14 protein-coding genes are annotated in these 16,263 nt (G+C 61.9%); 6 read left to right on the top strand and 8 right to left on the bottom strand.

The window, feature by feature from the left end:
* Positions 1–3: 3 nt before the first annotated feature.
* The 5 genes from MRBLPB4O_RS01515 to MRBLPB4O_RS01495 all read right to left on the bottom strand — a co-directional run bounded on the left by MRBLPB4O_RS01515 (position 4) and on the right by MRBLPB4O_RS01495 (position 7,056).
* A complete protein-coding gene (locus MRBLPB4O_RS01515) occupies positions 4–1,236 on the bottom strand; it encodes an electron transfer flavoprotein subunit alpha/FixB family protein (protein ID WP_016497622.1) in 1,233 nt (410 codons plus the stop codon).
* Positions 1,236–3,188 carry a dimethylglycine demethylation protein DgcB gene (gene dgcB / locus MRBLPB4O_RS01510; RefSeq protein WP_341797340.1) on the bottom strand — a complete coding sequence of 651 codons (1,953 nt, stop codon included), beginning with the start codon at positions 3,186–3,188 and terminating at the stop codon, positions 1,236–1,238. The genes MRBLPB4O_RS01515 and dgcB overlap by 1 nt, the downstream gene beginning before the upstream one ends.
* Before the next feature lie 206 nt (positions 3,189–3,394).
* On the bottom strand, positions 3,395–5,455 hold the full coding sequence (dgcA, locus tag MRBLPB4O_RS01505; RefSeq protein WP_341797339.1) for a dimethylglycine demethylation protein DgcA: 2,061 nt from the start codon (positions 5,453–5,455) through the stop codon (positions 3,395–3,397).
* Between the two features lie 15 nt (positions 5,456–5,470).
* A complete protein-coding gene (locus tag MRBLPB4O_RS01500) occupies positions 5,471–6,001 on the bottom strand; it encodes a DUF5943 domain-containing protein (protein WP_016497619.1) in 531 nt (176 codons plus the stop codon).
* Between the two features lie 77 nt (positions 6,002–6,078).
* Entirely contained in the window at positions 6,079–7,056 is a 978-nt protein-coding gene (locus MRBLPB4O_RS01495; protein WP_009682902.1) for a dipeptidase, read from the bottom strand.
* A 284-nt stretch (positions 7,057–7,340) separates the two neighbouring features.
* On the opposite strand from MRBLPB4O_RS01495, the gene MRBLPB4O_RS01490 reads away from it, so the two are divergent.
* Positions 7,341–7,742 (top strand): lysozyme inhibitor LprI family protein, encoded by a 402-nt coding sequence (locus tag MRBLPB4O_RS01490; protein WP_306381436.1) that lies wholly within the window; start codon positions 7,341–7,343, stop codon positions 7,740–7,742.
* Between the two features lie 127 nt (positions 7,743–7,869).
* Here MRBLPB4O_RS01490 and MRBLPB4O_RS01485 read toward each other — a convergent pair whose 3' ends face one another.
* Positions 7,870–8,814 (bottom strand): GlxA family transcriptional regulator, encoded by a 945-nt coding sequence (locus MRBLPB4O_RS01485; protein WP_341797338.1) that lies wholly within the window; start codon positions 8,812–8,814, stop codon positions 7,870–7,872.
* 146 nt (positions 8,815–8,960) lie between these two features.
* Between MRBLPB4O_RS01485 and choX the strand changes: the two genes are divergently transcribed.
* From choX to MRBLPB4O_RS01465, 4 genes are all read left to right on the top strand, one after another.
* Positions 8,961–9,905, top strand: a complete 945-nt coding sequence (choX, locus tag MRBLPB4O_RS01480; protein WP_016497615.1) for a choline ABC transporter substrate-binding protein — start codon at positions 8,961–8,963, stop codon at positions 9,903–9,905.
* Positions 9,906–10,028: 123 nt separating this feature from the next.
* A complete protein-coding gene (locus MRBLPB4O_RS01475) occupies positions 10,029–10,913 on the top strand; it encodes a 3-keto-5-aminohexanoate cleavage protein (RefSeq protein ID WP_341797337.1) in 885 nt (294 codons plus the stop codon).
* A 17-nt stretch (positions 10,914–10,930) separates the two neighbouring features.
* Complete coding sequence (locus MRBLPB4O_RS01470) at positions 10,931–11,896, top strand: L-carnitine dehydrogenase (protein ID WP_341797336.1); 966 nt, start codon at positions 10,931–10,933, stop codon at positions 11,894–11,896.
* A gap of 10 nt (positions 11,897–11,906) precedes the next feature.
* Positions 11,907–12,377 (top strand): thioesterase family protein, encoded by a 471-nt coding sequence (locus MRBLPB4O_RS01465; RefSeq protein WP_341797335.1) that lies wholly within the window; start codon positions 11,907–11,909, stop codon positions 12,375–12,377.
* 80 nt (positions 12,378–12,457) lie between these two features.
* Here MRBLPB4O_RS01465 and MRBLPB4O_RS01460 read toward each other — a convergent pair whose 3' ends face one another.
* Positions 12,458–14,038, bottom strand: coding sequence for a zinc-dependent metalloprotease family protein (locus MRBLPB4O_RS01460; protein ID WP_341797334.1), 1,581 nt, complete (start codon positions 14,036–14,038; stop codon positions 12,458–12,460).
* Between the two features lie 336 nt (positions 14,039–14,374).
* Between MRBLPB4O_RS01460 and MRBLPB4O_RS01455 the strand changes: the two genes are divergently transcribed.
* Complete coding sequence (locus tag MRBLPB4O_RS01455) at positions 14,375–14,632, top strand: hypothetical protein (RefSeq protein ID WP_016497608.1); 258 nt, start codon at positions 14,375–14,377, stop codon at positions 14,630–14,632.
* A 119-nt stretch (positions 14,633–14,751) separates the two neighbouring features.
* On the opposite strand, the gene MRBLPB4O_RS01450 is transcribed toward MRBLPB4O_RS01455, so the two are convergent.
* On the bottom strand, positions 14,752–15,858 hold the full coding sequence (locus tag MRBLPB4O_RS01450) for a GlxA family transcriptional regulator (protein ID WP_016497607.1): 1,107 nt from the start codon (positions 15,856–15,858) through the stop codon (positions 14,752–14,754).
* Positions 15,859–16,263 lie beyond the last annotated feature (405 nt).

Here is a 16,263-nt window from a genome sequence, read left to right as displayed (position 1 = left end):
CCCTTATGCCGCGTCGCGCTGACCGCCGCTGCGGTAGTTGTCCACAGCCTCGATCAATGCCTTGAGAATCGCCGAACTGTCGCCAATCACCGACAGGTCCGCCCGTTTGATCATGTCGCAACCCGGGTCCATGTTGATCGCCACCACCTTGTCGCAGGCGCCGATGCCCTGCAGGTGCTGGATGGCACCCGAGATACCCACAGCCACGTACACCCGCGCGGTAACCCAGGTGCCGGTAGCACCCACCTGGCGGTTGCGCGGCATGAAGCCGTCGTCCACCGCCACCCGCGAGGCGCCTTCGGTGGCGCCAAGGGCTGCGGTGGCCTGGTGGTACAGGTCCCAGTCCTTGACCCCGTTGCCGCCCGAGATGATGAACTCGGCCTCGGCCATGGCAATGGTGGCCGGGTCCACGGCCACCGAGCCCAGGTCTTCGATGCGCGACAGGCTGCGCGCCACGCTTGTGGACAACTCCACCGGCAAGGCTTCGTGACGGGTTTCGCTAACCGGCTCGGCGCACTCGGCAGCCGCCAGGATCAGGCGTGGCACCGCGCGTTGCAGGTCTTGCTGGCCGGCACCGGCGCGGCCGATGCACTGGCCGTCCTTGACCTGCCATACGCGCGTGGCGGGGCGTTCGCCCAGCGCCGCGCCCAGGCGTCGACCCAGTTCGCCGCCCCCGGTGCGGCTGTCAGGCAGCAGCCAGTGGCGCGGGGTGAACTGGTTATCCACAGCCCGCAGGCCCTGCACCAGTTGCTCCGGTGCATAACCCTCGAAGGCCTCGCCCTCGACGACCAGCAGACGGTCGACGCCAGCTGTGGAAAAGTTGCTTTCCTTGTGCTCGTTAAAGACCACCGCCAGCACCGCGCCGTCACTACCGGCCAGGCTGTGGGCCAGGCCGAGCAGGTCGCGGTCGTGGCTGCTCAGGCGGCCACCGACCATGTCCGGCACCACCGCGATGTAGAACGCCGGCGCCGGTACCTGGTGCAGCGGCAGCTTGACCTCTGCCGCCGCCGTGCGCCGCCCGCCCACACCGGTACCCTGCTGGGCGCCGCTACGGTCGATGCGCTTGATGCCGGCCGGCCCGATGAAGCCTGCAGCAATCGCATGAGGGTTCTTGCGGATGAGGCCATTGGGCCCCATCCAGCTGGTTTGTTGCGTCTGCATGGCCGCATGCAGCGGGTGCAGGCGGTTACGGGCGATCCACTCGGCGCGTGGGTCGCGGCGGATAATATCGCTCATCAGTGCACCTCCGCAGGTTCACGTTTGGCCGTTTGCGGCTTTGCGGCAGACGGTGCGTCCTCTTCGATCAGCACGTCGGCCACCAACTCGGCCAGGTCCTTGATCTGTGGGCGCGGCTCGACCACGCCTTCGAGCATGGCGGTGCACTGTGGGCAACCCACGGCCACCAACTCGGCCTCGGTTTCGCGAATGTCGTCCATGCGCATGTCGGGGATACGCTGCTTGCCCGGGATGTCGGTGATCGGCGCACCGCCGCCACCGCCGCAGCAACGGGAACGGAAGCCCGAGCGCTGCATCTCGCGCACTTCGATACCCAGCGCCTTGAGCACTTCACGCGGCGCTTCGTACTCACCGTTGTAGCGGCCCAGATAGCACGGGTCGTGGTAGGTGACGCTGCCGCCCTTGTGCTGGCCGAGGTTGAGCTTGTTGGCCGCGATCAGTTCGGCCATGTAGGTGCTGTGGTGCTGCACCTGGTACTCGCCGCCCAATGCGCCGTACTCGTTCTTCAGCACATGGAAGCTGTGCGGGTCGCAGGTGACGATGCGCTGGAACTGGTACTTGGCCAGGGTCTGGATGTTGCGTTTGGCCAGTTGCTGGAAGGTCGCTTCGTCGCCCAGGCGGCGGGCCACGTCGCCACTGTCGCGTTCTTCCAGCCCGAGCACGGCAAAGTCCACGCCCGAAGCCTTCAGTACTTTGACAAACGAACGCAGGGTGCGCTGGTTGCGCATGTCGAAGGCACCGTCGCCAACCCAGAACAGCACTTCGGTGGTTTTCACCTCCGACAGCAGTTTCAGGTTGAGGTCAGCTGCCCAGTTCATGCGACCGCCTGGGGCGAAGCCGCCGGGGTTGTCGGTGGCGATCAGGTTGTCCAGCACCTCGGCGCCCTTGTTCGGGGTGGCGCCCTTTTCCAGGGTGAGGTGGCGGCGCATGTCGACGATGGCATCGACGTGCTCGATCATCATCGGGCATTCCTCGACGCAGGCACGGCAGGTGGTGCACGACCACAGCGTTTCAGCGTCGACCAGGCCATTGACGATCGGCTGGTGCGGGTGGCCGCCGTGTTCACCGATCGGTTTGCCCGGGTACGGGCTACCGGCGAACTTGGCGTCCGTGCCACCGGCCAGGCCGATGACCATGTCCTGGATGAGCTTTTTCGGGTTCAGCGGCTGGCCAGCGGCAAAGGCCGGGCACATGGCTTCACATTTACCGCACTGCACGCAGGCGTCGAAGCCCAGCAGCTGGTTCCAGGTGAAGTCCGCCGGCTTTTCCACGCCCAGTGGAGCGGTCGGGTCTTCCAGGTCCAGCGGCTTGAGGCCGGTGGAGCGTCCGCCGCCAAAGCGCTCGGCGCGGCGGTGCCAGGCCAGGTGCAGCGCACCGGCGAAGGCGTGCTTCATCGGGCCGCCCCAGGTCATGCCGAAGAACAGCTCCGACACGCCCCACAGCACGCCCAGGCCGAGCACTGCCACCATCACCCAGCCACCCGTGTTGGCAGGCAGGATGCCGGCGACCGGCAGGGTGGCAATGAAGAAGCTTGCGGCAAACACCAACAGGCTCTTCGGCAAGCGCATCCATGGGCCTTTGGACAGGCGCGCAGGCGGGTTGAGGCGGCGCTTGAAGACAAAGATGGCGCCAGTGAACATGATCACCGTGGCCACCAGCAGCGCGTAGCCGAGGATTTTGCTCTGCAGGCCGAAGCCATGCACCAGGATCGCCAGCGCGGCCGACAGCACGAAGCCGCCAGCGGTGGCCACGTGGGTCTTGGACATGTACTTGTCGCGCTCGACGACGTGGTGCAGGTCCACCAGGTAACGGCGCGGCATGGCCAGCAGGCCGCCGATCAGGTCGACCTTGGAGGCCCGGCCACGCCGCCACATGCGCACCCGGCGCAGGGCGCCGAGCACCGCCAGGCCAAGGGCAGCGAACAGCAGGATGGGTAGAAGGGTGTTCAACATGGGAGGCTCCCACAACAGCTAGATTCTTGCGCCACCCCAAAGGCCAGCGCGGACCCCTGTAGGAGCGGCCTTGTGCCGCGAAAGGGCCGCGTAGCGGCCCCAGCATCCTTGATACTGATGAAATGCTGGGGCCGCTTCGCGACCCTTTCGCGGCACAAGGCCGCTCCTACAGGGGGGCCAGTCCCGCCTCTAGAAAGGCGGTGCGATCAGAAATCCTTGCACAGGCGCAAGGCGTCGTAGATCGCCGCATGCACGTTGCGCTGGGCCACGCAGTCGCCGATGCGGTACAGCAGGTAACCTTCGCCCGGCTGGCTGAGGATCGGCTGTGGCTTGATGGCAAACAGCGCCTCCACATCGATCTGGCCCTTGTTGCGCGAGCCCTCTTTCAGCGCGTAGTACAGCGCTTCATCAGGCCGCACACCGTTCTCGATCACCACCTGGTCGACCACGCGTTCTTCCTTGGCACCGGTGTACTCGTTCTCCAGCACCGCCACCAGCTTGTCGCCTTCGCGGTAGACCTTTTCCAGCATCATGTCGCCGGTCATGATCACTTCTTTCGGGTACATGCTGCGGTAGTAGGTCGGGAAGGTCGTGCCGCCCATGGCCACGCCCGGCTTGATGTCGTCGGTGACGATCTCGACCTGGCTGCCTTTGTCGGCAATGTAGTCTGCTGCCGACATGCCGGTGAATTCACAAATGGTGTCGTACACCAGCACGTTCTTGCCCGGCGCAACCTTGCCGTCGAGCACGTCCCAGCTGCTGACCACCAGCCCTTCGGCAGCGCCCCAGTGCTCGTTCTGCTCGACGAACGGATGGCCGCCCACCGCCAGCACGATAACGTCCGGGCGCAGGTCCTGGATGGCGTCCACGCTGGCAGCGGTGCCCAGGCGCAGGTCCACTTTCAGGCGCGCCAGCTCCAGCTGGTACCAGCGGGTGATGCCGGCGATCTGGTCACGCTGCGGTGCCTTGGCGGCAATGGTGATCTGCCCGCCGATCTGGTCTTTCTTCTCGAACAGGGTCACATCGTGGCCACGTTCGGCAGCCACGCGGGCTGCTTCCATGCCGGCAGGACCGGCGCCAACCACCACCACCTTGCGTTTGACGCCGGTGGTTTTTTCGATGATGTGCGGCACACCCATGTATTCACGGGAGGTCGCGGCGTTCTGGATGCACAGCACATCCAGGCCCTGGTATTGGCGGTCGATGCAGTAGTTGGCACCGACGCACTGCTTGATCTGGTCAATCTGGCCCATCTTGATCTTGGCGATCAGGTGCGGGTCGGCCATGTGCGCACGGGTCATGCCGACCATGTCCACGTAGCCGCCTTCAAGAATGCGCGTGGCCTGGTTCGGGTCCTTGATGTTCTGCGCGTGCAGTACCGGGACCTTGACCACTTCCTTGATGCCGGCTGCCAGGTGCAGGAACGGCTCTGGCGGGTAGCTCATGTTCGGGATGACGTTGGCCAGGGTGTTGTGGGTGTCGCAACCCGAGCCGACCACGCCAATGAAGTCGAGCATGCCGGTGCCGTCGTAATACGCGGCGATCTGTTTCATGTCCTCGTGGCTGAGGCCATCAGGGTGGAACTCGTCGCCACAGAGGCGCATGCCCACGCAGAAGTCGTCGCCCACTTCAGCGCGCACGGCTTTAAGTACTTCCAGGCCGAACTTCATGCGGCCTTCAAACGTGCCGCCCCATTCGTCGGTACGCTTGTTGACCCGCGGGCTCCAGAACTGGTCGATCATGTGCTGGTGCACGGCCGACAGTTCCACGCCGTCCAGGCCGCCCTCTTTGGCACGCCGCGCAGCCTGCGCGTAGTTGCCGATGACGCGCCAGATCTCTTCCACCTCGATGGTCTTGCAGGTGGCGCGGTGCACCGGTTCGCGGATGCCCGACGGCGACATCAGGGTCGGCCAGTTGAAGCCGTCCCAGCGCGAGCGACGGCCCATGTGGGTAATCTGGATCATGATCTTGGCGCCATGCTTGTGCATGGCGTCGGCCAGGTTCTGGAAGTGCGGGATGATGCGGTCGGTCGACAGGTTGACCGACGCCCACCATTCCTGCGGGCTGTCGATGGCGACGACGGACGAGCCGCCGCAGATCGCCAGGCCGATGCCGCCCTTGGCCTTCTCTTCGTAGTACTTCACGTAGCGGTCGGTCGTCATGCCGCCGTCAGTGGCGTAGACCTCGGCGTGCGCGGTGCTGAGCACACGGTTGCGGATGGTCAGTTTGCCGATCTGGATCGGCTGGAACATTGCTTCGAATGCCATGACGCTATCTCCGGCTTACAACGGCTTTGTAACGAACAGGCCATCTTCGTGGCCTTCTTCCGACCCACCGTAGACCTGTTCGGCCACGGTGCGGATCGAGCTGCCGCGGGCAGCGAGAATCTGGTCCATTGCGCCGGCGAACCAGCCGGTGAACATGTAGTCGACCTTGCGGCCAACCTTGCCGTACACGTACACGAACGCCGAATGCTTGAGCTTGACGCTGCAGGTGCCTTTGTCCAGGTCGATGTCCTGGATCTCGAACAGGCCCCAGCCACGCTGGCTCAGGCGCTTCATGTAGTGCTCGAACACCGCCACGCCTTCCAGGCCATGGCACTCGGCTTCTTTTTCACACCAGTGCCAGGCGGACTTGTAGCCGGCCTTGTAGAGGATCTCGGCATAGGCGTCGGCACCCAGCACTTCCTCGATGCCGATGTGGTTGTTGACGAAGAAATGGCGCGGCACGTACAGCATCGGCAAGGCGTCACTGGTCCAGACACCGGTCTCGCTGTCGACTTCGATTGGCAATTGCGGGGCGATCTTGGCCATGGAAACTCAACTCCATACAAATTTTTATGTGGGTGCCCCGGCGTTGCTGGCAGGGGCTATCAGGCTTGGAGAGCGGCTTACTCGCCCCAGACGTCCTTGAGGACGTTGACCCAGTTCTCGCCCATGATCTTGCGCACCACACGCTCGGAGTGGCCGCGCTTGAGCAAGGTTTCGGTGAGGTTGGGGAATTCGCCCACGGTGCGGATGCCCAGCGGGTTGATGATCTTGCCGAAGTTGGTCAGGCGACGGGCGTAGCCCTTGTCGTGGGTCAGGTACTCGAAGAAGTCCTGGCCATGGCCCTGGGTGAAGTCGGTGCCGATACCGATGGCGTCTTCACCGACGATGTTCATGGTGTACTCGATGGCTTCGGCGTAGTCGTCGATGGTCGAGTCGATGCCTTTGGCCAGGAACGGCGCGAACATGGTCACGCCGACGAAGCCGCCGTGGTCGGCGATGAATTTCAGCTCTGCGTCCGACTTGTTGCGCGGGTGCTCTTTAAGGCCCGACGGCAGGCAGTGGGAGTAGCAGACCGGTTTTTTCGATTCGAGGATGACCTCTTCGGAGGTCTTGGAGCCGACATGGGACAGGTCGCACATGATGCCGACGCGGTTCATTTCCGCCACGATCTCGCGGCCGAAGCCCGACAGCCCGCCGTCACGCTCGTAGCAGCCGGTGCCCACCAGGTTCTGGGTGTTGTAGCACATCTGCACGATGCCTACGCCCAGCTGCTTGAACACGTCCACATAGGCGATCTGGTCTTCGAACGCATGGGCGTTCTGGAAGCCGAAGAGGATGCCGGTCTTGCCCAGTTCCTTGGCCTTGCGGATGTCGGCGGTGGTACGCACCGGCATCACCAGGTCGCTGTTGTCGCGGATCAGCTTCTGGCTGGCGGCGATCTGGTCGACGGTTGCCTTGAAGCCTTCCCAGACCGACACCGTGCAGTTGGCCGCAGTCAGCCCGCCTTTGCGCATGTCCTCGAACAGCTCGCGGTTCCATTTGGCAATGATCAGGCCGTCGATGACGATGCTGTCGGCGTGAAGTTCGGCTGGGCTCATCAGGCTGTCCCCTTTTATTGAATGGTTGGCGCCAAACCTTGTGTCGGCGCTTTGGGGCCAGCATATGCCTGTGCCCAAAGGCGCCCCGATGCAAAAACGACAGGGGGTTTGCCGAAAGCGTCAATGCGCGACAACACGCCCTCTGGCACGCCGTCTGGCGATGAGAGGCAGTCGCGTTAACGACCTTTCGGGCTGCTTTATGAACATTTGGACAGGTGGCTACCCACGCGCCTTCGTCTGAGCGAGAATCCCTGCGATTCGTCAGCCTGTTGAGGAGAAAAGGGATGAAATCATTGGCATGGCTGGCGCTGCTGGCCGTCGTATCGGGCGCCCAGGCCGGCGAGGAAGAAAGCACCCCGTGCGACAACGTCGACACCGACCAGCAGACCTACGCCTGCGCGGCGTTCAACAAGCAGACGGCCGAGCGGGAGTTGAAGTCGGCTTACGATGACTTGATCCAGCGCATCCGCGATCAATATGCCGACGAAGGCGACCAGGCCACTGCCCTGATCGGGCGCATGGACGCGGCAGAGAAGCTGTGGACGCAACTGCGCGATGCTGATTGCAAGGTCGAGACCTATGCCGAGAAGCAGGGGAGCAAGGCATTCCAGGCGGCCTGGGATACCTGCGTGGCCCAGCGCAGTGATGACCGGTCGGAGTATTTGCAGTCCATCGGCCAGCAGTGAAATCCCTGTTTCCTGCGCAGGCCCTATCGCCGGCAAGCCAGCTCCCACAGGTACCCCACGGCACTCAAAGCCTGTGCAATACCTGTGGGAGCTGGCTTGCCGGCGATAGGGCCAGTGCAGGAGGAAATCAAACTGCCCTGGCCAACCTGTCCTCCCGCGGGCAACGCTGGTACCGCGCCCGATAACAGCGGGTAAAGTACGAGGCCGACTCAAACCCGCAAGCCACCCCCACCTCCAGCACACTCATGTCGGTCTGGCGCAACAACTGCCGCGCCTTGTCCAGCCGCAGTCGCAAATAGAACCCACTGGGCGTGTCGTCCAGGTGCACACGAAACAGCCGCTCCAGCTGGCGCCGGGTCACCTGCACCGCTTCAGCCAGCACCTGGGTATTGAGTGGCTGCTCGGTATTGCGCTCCATTTCGCCAATCACCTTCACCAGTTTCTTGTTACTGATGCCATAGCGGCTGGCAATCTGCATGCGCTGGTGGTCCTGTCGCTGGCGGATACGCCCGAGCACGAATTGCTCCGACACCTGCACCGCCAGTTCGCTGCCATGGGCCTGTGCAATAAGGTCGAGCATCAGGTCGATCGACGCCGTACCGCCAGCGCAGGTGATGCGCCGCCGGTCGATCTCGAACAACTCCTGGGTCGCCTGCAGGCTCGGGTAGTTTTCCTTGAACGCTTCCAGCGCCTCCCAGTGCACGGTGGCGCGATGGCCGTCGAGCAGGCCGGCCTCGGCCAGTACCACTGCACCCGTGTCGATGCCGCCGAGTATCACCCCTTCATGATCCAGGCGGCGTAGCACCTGTTGCAGCGCCGGGCCATAACAGGCCAAGGGATCGAAACCGGCCACGATCAGCAGGATGCCGGCAGGCTCGCCCGCGGCCAGCGCCGCATCGGCGTTTACCGACATGCCGTTGCTGGCCTGCACCGCACCGCCATCCAGGCTCAATACCTGCCAACGGTAGGACGGCCCCTTGAACCGATTGGCTACCCGCAGCGGCTCCAGGGCACTGATGAAGCCCATGGCCGAGAACCCGGGCAACAGCAGAAATTGAATGTTTTGCAGCATTGCATGCTCCACGGCAAAGGTGGTCGCCTCCGTGCAAGTGTTGGTCGCCAGGGTGCGATTTTTCACCCTGCGTGCAGCGTAGCGTGTTCACACGGCCCAGAGAGACCGAACCCCATAACAATATGCACTGCCGATGGAGAGCCACCATGCACAGCTTGATCCGCCGCAGCCTGTTGACCCTTGCCCTGAGCAGCATCGCCACTTCCCCGCTTTACGCCGCCGAACCTGCGGCCTGCAAGAACGTCCGCCTGGGCGTGGTCAACTGGACCGACGTCATCGCCACCAGCGCCATGGCGCAGGTGCTGCTCGACGGCCTGGGCTACCAGACCAAACAGACCAGCGCCTCGCAGCAGATCATCTTTGCCGGCATCCGCGACAAGCGCCTGGATATGTTCCTGGGTTACTGGAACCCGATCATGACCCAGACCATCACCCCGTTCATCGATGCCCAGCAGGTGAAGGTGCTGGAAAAGCCCAGCCTGGAAGATGCCCGGGCGACCCTGGCAGTGCCGAAGTACCTGTATGACAAAGGCCTGAAGACCTTCGCCGACATCCACAAGTTCGAGAAGGAGCTGGGCGGCAAGATCTACGGCATCGAGCCCGGCTCCGGCGCCAACACCCAGATCAAGGCGATGATCACCAAGAACCAGTTCGGCCTGGGCAAGTTCCAGCTGGTCGAGTCCAGCGAGGCCGGCATGCTTGCTGCCGTCGACCGCGCCGTGCGGCGCAAGGAGGCCGTGGTGTTCTTCGGCTGGGCGCCGCACCCGATGAACGTGAACATCGACATGGCCTACCTGGGCGAGAGCCAGGACGCCCTGGGCCCGGACGAAGGCCGCGCAACGGTGTGGACGGTGACTGCCCCGGATTACGCCGAACGCTGCCCCAACGCCCACCGCCTGCTGGCCAACCTGAACTTCAGCGCCGAGGACGAGAGCCGCATGATGCAGCCGCTGCTCGACCACAAGGATGCGCTGGAATCGGCCCGCCAGTGGCTCAAGGACCACCCCGATGACAAGGCGCGCTGGCTTGAGGGCGTGACCACCTTCGATGGCAAGCCGGCTGCGGACAACCTCAAGCTTACTGCCAACTGATCCGGCCCTTTCGCGGGCACGCCCGCTCCCACAGGTTCTCCCTACGCCCAGGGTTCACGCGAACCCTGTGGGAGCTGGCTTGCCGGCGATAGGGCCAGCACCGACAACACAAGGAACCCCGCCATGAACCACGACGTCATCATCACCTGCGCCCTCACCGGCGCCGGCGACACCGCCTCGAAAAGCCACCTGGTCCCGGTCACCCCCAAGCAGATCGCCGAAGCCGCCGTCGAAGCTGCCAAAGCCGGCGCCACGGTGGTCCACTGCCACGTTCGCGACCCGCAAACCGGCCGTTTCAGCCGCGACGTAAACCTCTACCGCGAAGTCATGGAACGCATCCGTGAAGCCGACGTGGACATCATCGTCAACCTCACTGCCGGCATGGGCGGCGACCTGGAAATCGGCCCGGGTGAAACGCCGCTGGAGTTCGGCCCGGGCACCGACCTGATCGGCCCGCTGGAGCGCCTGGCCCATGTCGAAGCGCTGTTGCCGGAAATCTGCACACTCGATTGCGGCACCCTCAACTTCGGCGACGGCAACTCGATCTACGTGTCCACCCCGGCCCAACTGCGTGCCGGCGCCAAGCGCATTACCGAACTGGGGGTGAAGGCCGAGCTGGAAATCTTCGATACCGGCCACCTGTGGTTCGCCAAGCAAATGATGAAGGAAGGCCTGCTCGAAGACCCGCTGTTCCAACTATGCCTGGGCATCCCTTGGGGCGCACCGGCCGACACCACCACCATGAAGGCGATGGTCGACAACCTGCCGGCCAACGTCACCTGGGCGGGCTTTGGCATCGGCCGCATGCAGATGCCGATGGCCGCACAAGCGGTATTACTCGGCGGCAACGTGAGGGTCGGCCTGGAAGACAACCTGTACCTGGACCGCGGCGTGCTGGCCAGCAACGGCCAGTTGGTCGAACGCGCGAGCGAGATCATCACCCGCATGGGTGGCCGCATCCTGTCCCCGGCAGAAGGCCGGGAAAAAATGAATCTCAAGCGCCGCTGACACTTCAGGAGACTGATATGCCCTTCATCACTGAGATCAAGACCTTCGCCGCTTTGGGTAGCGGCGTAATCGGCAGCGGCTGGGTTGCCCGCGCCCTCGCCCACGGCTTGGACGTGGTCGCCTGGGACCCGGCCCCCGGTGCCGAGCAAGCACTGCGCAAGCGCATCGCCAACGCTTGGCCGGCACTAGAAAAACAAGGCCTGACCCAAGGTGCCTCCCAAAACCGGCTGAAGTTCGTCAGCACCATCGAGGAATGCGTGCGCGATGCCGATTTCATCCAGGAAAGCGCACCGGAGCGGCTGGACCTCAAGCTCGACCTGCACGCAAAAATCAGCGCCGCCGCCAAGCCCGATGCCATCATCGGTTCCAGCACTTCAGGCCTGCTGCCCAGCGAATTCTATGAGTCGTCGACTCACCCAGAACGCTGCGTTGTCGGCCACCCGTTCAATCCGGTGTACCTGCTGCCGCTGGTCGAGATTGTCGGCGGTAGCCGCACCTCACCCGAGGCCATTGAAGCTGCCAAAACCATCTACACCGCACTCGGCATGCGCCCGCTGCATGTGCGCAAGGAACTGCCAGGCTTCATCGCCGACCGCCTGCTCGAAGCGCTCTGGCGCGAGGCCTTGCACCTGGTCAACGACGGCGTTGCCACCACGGGCGAAATCGACGACGCGATTCGCTTCGGCGCAGGCTTGCGCTGGTCGTTCATGGGCACGTTCCTTACCTACACCCTGGCCGGTGGCGATGCTGGCATGCGCCACTTCATGTCACAGTTCGGCCCTGCCCTGAAGCTGCCCTGGACCTACCTGCCAGCACCGGAACTGACCGACAAGCTGATCGGCGATGTGGTGAACGGTACCTCTGAGCAACAGGGCGAGCGCAGTATCGCTGCACTGGAGCGCTACCGTGACGACACCCTGCTGGCGGTACTGGAAGCGGTGAAAACCAGCAAGGCCAGCCACGGAATGTCGTTTGGCGATTAAGGAGACCAAGATGCCCGCTCTGATCACTTACCGCACCACGGTCCAGGAGGACTGGGTCGATTACAACGGCCACCTGCGGGATGCCTTCTACCTGCTGATCTTCAGCTACGCGACCGATGCCCTGATGGAGCGCATTGGCCTGGACGCCGACAGCCGCGGGCAAAGCGGTAATTCACTGTTCACGCTGGAGGCGCATATCAATTATCTGCACGAGGTGAAGCTGGGCACCGAGGTGTGGGTGCAGACGCATATCATCGGCTTTGATCGCAAGCGTCTTCACGTGTATCACAGCCTGCACCGGGCAGGGTTCGACGAGGTCCTGGCGGCGAGCGAGCAGATGTTATTGCACGTGGACCTGGCGGGGCCGCAGTCAGCACCTTTTGGGCACACGACTGTTTGCCAATTGAATCACTTGGTAAAGCAACAGGAGGGGACGCTGGCGCCGCGATACCTGGGGCGTACCCTACAACTTCCCTCTTGAATGACCATGGAGTTGGCGCCAAGGTGTATATAAAGACCAAGCACCTTGGCGCCCTCGCCAGATACGATCAAGCCCTAGGTTTACTCATAGGACACTCTGTATACTGGCCCGATTAGTCTTCTCGTGAATTCGAACCCCTCGGGCTTACCACCACCCGAATGTACGCTAGTTATTTCAAAGTCCCCAGAAAAATTGCCTGCCTTATAACAACTGTGTACCCAATAGAGGATATTGGAGAAACACAGCTTTCTCGGCGTGGAACCACTGTAAAAGTCTTTTACCACGACTTGTACGGGATCGACATCATTATCCTTGCATTCGGTATACCATGAGAGCAGGGCTTGTTCACCCGGGTTCAAATCAATGAAGCAACCCCGGTTCGCCCCGTACAACCACAAACGAACAGGATGAGCAGGGTCCGGATAAAAATTGGCAACAGTGTCACGATTTTCATTGAAAGCCCGCGCCACATCATTTTTATCTACCGTACCCATAGGAACCCCTTGATACTGCAAACGCGGGTTTGAATGGTAGGGAATGGCGCCATGCGACGTTCGCATCTGAGTATGGAAATTTGGCGCTGTACGCTGGTAGCCATAGGCGTAAAGGGGTAGAGACCCAACTGGAGCCTCGTCCTTATGATCGGCCCCCATGTTATGTCCTAATTCGTGTCCTAACGCAGCAAAGCAACTAATGGCCGAAAAAGCCCTGTACACGGTAGCGTTAACGTTCGCTATGCCACAGTAAACGCTAAACGTCGAAAGCATTGATACCAGATCGGCGCGCCCCTTTTCACGTTCAATATGAATTTTAGCCCCCAAGGGTTTACCAGCTGCCATATCACCGATCTGAGTTTCGGGCGTTTTGCCTGTTTCATCGTAGTCAGAATCGTAAATATCAGACAGCTCGTACACGGCATCGACTTTGCTATTTATAAAGTATTGATTGGCGTTCTGTAACGCCTGCGCCAATTCGATCTTGTAATTTGGAAATAACGCCCTGGACTGCCGGGTTGTCACGAGTAGCACCCTAATCGTACTTTTTGACGACAGAGGAGCAGTGACCAACTGGGTATTGCCCTGTGGTTGCACCGGAGCAGCTATCGGCGCTGCTTCTGGTGGTAGTTTTGATTCATCAACCTTGACCAAGACTTGCTGGCCTTTGCCAACCGCCGTTAACCGGTAGAGCTGCCCATCCACCCGGATATCCCCAACGACCAGGTTACCGTCGCTCACCAATGAAACCCAGTTGAGCGGATCCATATCGACTTCCGCCGGTGAGGGGTAAAGTTGTCTACGGTTGGAAGGCATATCGCCAACCCACCCTAGCATTCCTGGAGCAACACTATCGCTTCTTGATAACTGGAAACTCACCGTTCTGCCGTCAGTCAGAGGCATTGAGAGCATCGTCGTATCTTTCGATACAAGCCCAGGCTTGACCTGCACTTCTTTAACTTCAGCTTCTTCTGACCAATTCAACAAAAGCTTCAAATACTTGTCAGTACTAGATTGCCTCTCGAGGGCGGCGCGGTTCTGGTCTGGCTTGATCTGAAACAGCGTATCCGCCGAACTTTCGAGATGGTTTGTAGGGTCCGAAGCTGTGCATCCTCCAAAAAGAAACACAGCACCTAGCAAGCAGAATTTCAATTGTTTCCGGTTCATGTTCATGCTCCAGATATCGGAGCCTCACTTGAGCATGGGCATCGATTCCCAACAACTGACATAAATAACAGTTGCAAAAAAACCCCGGAAAGCCGTGAGCTACCGGGGCCAAGAGCGAGCAACATCCACTGTGCGTGAGCGAGGGTGACCAAACCCTCGGGTACCGTGAATGGCTTCAGTGTGCGGGCTTGCCGGGCGGGGGATTTAGCCGTAAACGACCTGTTCTTAGCCAAAGCAGCCATGGCGACATTCTGTTCTTGCGAGGCTGTCGCGCACGTCACAGAATCGGTCGTAAATCACAGCAGCACTCTCTTAGCGATAAAAGGGACAACAGCCATGATGCATGCGGATTTGATTGATCAGGACGACCTCGCCGGCCATTTGCGCGCGCGCGGTTTCGATATTCCGGCCGGGGCCAGTGCCGAACAGGCGTGTGAAGCGGTGGTGCGGGGGCTGACCGAGCCCAATGCGCGGGCGCTGAAGGGGATGGTGGAGCAGATGTACACCGGTAGTGCGACGATCCTGCCTGCTGTGCGCCAGGCCATCGACAAGCAGCTGTTGCCGGCGCTGGCGAGTTTCAACAAGCGGGCCTGATTCTTTTTCCTGTACTGGCCCTCTCGCCTGCAAGCCAGCTCCCACAGTGACTACACACAGCTCGAGGCCTGTGCAGTACCTGTGGGAGCGGGCGTGCCCGCGAAGAGGCCGACTCGGTATCAGAGCCTTACGCTGGCAAAGGTCGACTCGTTGCGCGCCTGGCTCAGTGCCGCCATCGGCCCGCTGTGTGGCGACAGGGTCATGGCCTGCGGAATCGGCATCATCGCTACCTGCTGCGCGGTGTTGGAACCCACACGCTCGTCACGCGGCGGAATGCCGAAGTACTCGCGGTAGCACTTGGAGAAGTGCGGCGTGGACACAAAACCACACACCGACGCCACTTCGATGATCGACATCGGTGTCTGCTTCAGCAGCTGCCGCGCACGGATCAGGCGCAGTTTCAGGTAGTAGCGCGATGGCGAGCAGTGCAGGTACTTCTGGAACAACCGCTCAAGCTGGCGTCGCGACACCGCCACGTACACCGCCAGTTCGTCCAGGTCGATCGGCTCTTCGAGGTTGGCCTCCATCAGCGCGACGATTTCCTGCAACTTCGGCTGGTTGGTACCGAGCATGTGCTTGAGCGGCACGCGCTGGTGGTCCTGCTCGTTGCGGATGCGCTCATAGACGAACATCTCGGAGATGGCCGCCGACAGCTCGCGGCCATGGTCGCGGCTGATCAGGTGCAACATCATGTCCAGCGGCGCAGTGCCGCCGGAGCTGGTGAAGCGGTTACGGTCGAGGGTGAACAGGCGGGTGCTCATGTTCACCCGCGGGTAGGCTTCCTGCATGGCCGCCAGGCACTCCCAGTGCACACTGCAATCGAAACCGTCGAGCAGCCCGGCACAGGCCAGGGCCCAGCTGCCGGTGCACACCGCGCCAAGGCGGCGCGACTGGCGGGCCTGGGCCTGCAGCCAGGTGACATGCTCACGGGTAACGGTGCGCTGGATGCCCACGCCGCCGCAGACGATCACGGTATCGATGGGCGGCGCGCTGTGCATGGCGGCATCGGGGGTGATCTGCAGGCCGTCGCTGGCCCAGACCTGGCCGCCGTCGACCGTCAGGGTGTGCCAGCGGTACAGCTCGCGGCCGGACAGCTGGTTGGCCATGCGCAGCGGCTCGACGGCCGATGCCAGGGAAATCAGGGTGAAATTGTCCAGTAGAAGAAACCCGATGGACTGGGGTGCTGTGCGGTTCTGGGTTGGGGTCCCGGAGGTGTACGACGTCATCGCGATTTCTCCTCACACAAATGCAGGGTGTGCCTCAGGCGGGCACTGATTTCTTGTTATGACCCCTCGGTCATTTTCCGGGGGTAGGTTGCCAATCTCAACGCAAACGCCGTGCCTGAAATTGAACGGCTATCCAAAAAAACCTGAAAACGACACCTTCATCAGGCAAATCAAGGGCTTCGGCCGAGTTGGCAGATAGTCGCAAAACAGGCGTGCTAGGCGCCGTGCGTGTAACGGCTGAGCAATTTGGTGACACGTGCAGCGTAAGTTGCCCAGAAACGACACTCTTGAGTGTCACCGACAATGCCCGCACTGATAGCGACACCCGACGATCGGTAGGCGGCGGGCGCACCATAAGGAGGCATTTGTGGTTATGTTGCACCTGCATCAACCTTAAAAGGCCCC

It is taken from the genome of Pseudomonas sp. LPB4.O (assembly GCF_038383825.1).
Lineage (GTDB): Bacteria > Pseudomonadota > Gammaproteobacteria > Pseudomonadales > Pseudomonadaceae > Aquipseudomonas > Aquipseudomonas putida.
Note: the sequence above shows the minus strand (reverse complement) of the source record. Positions and strands in the feature narration are given on the sequence as shown.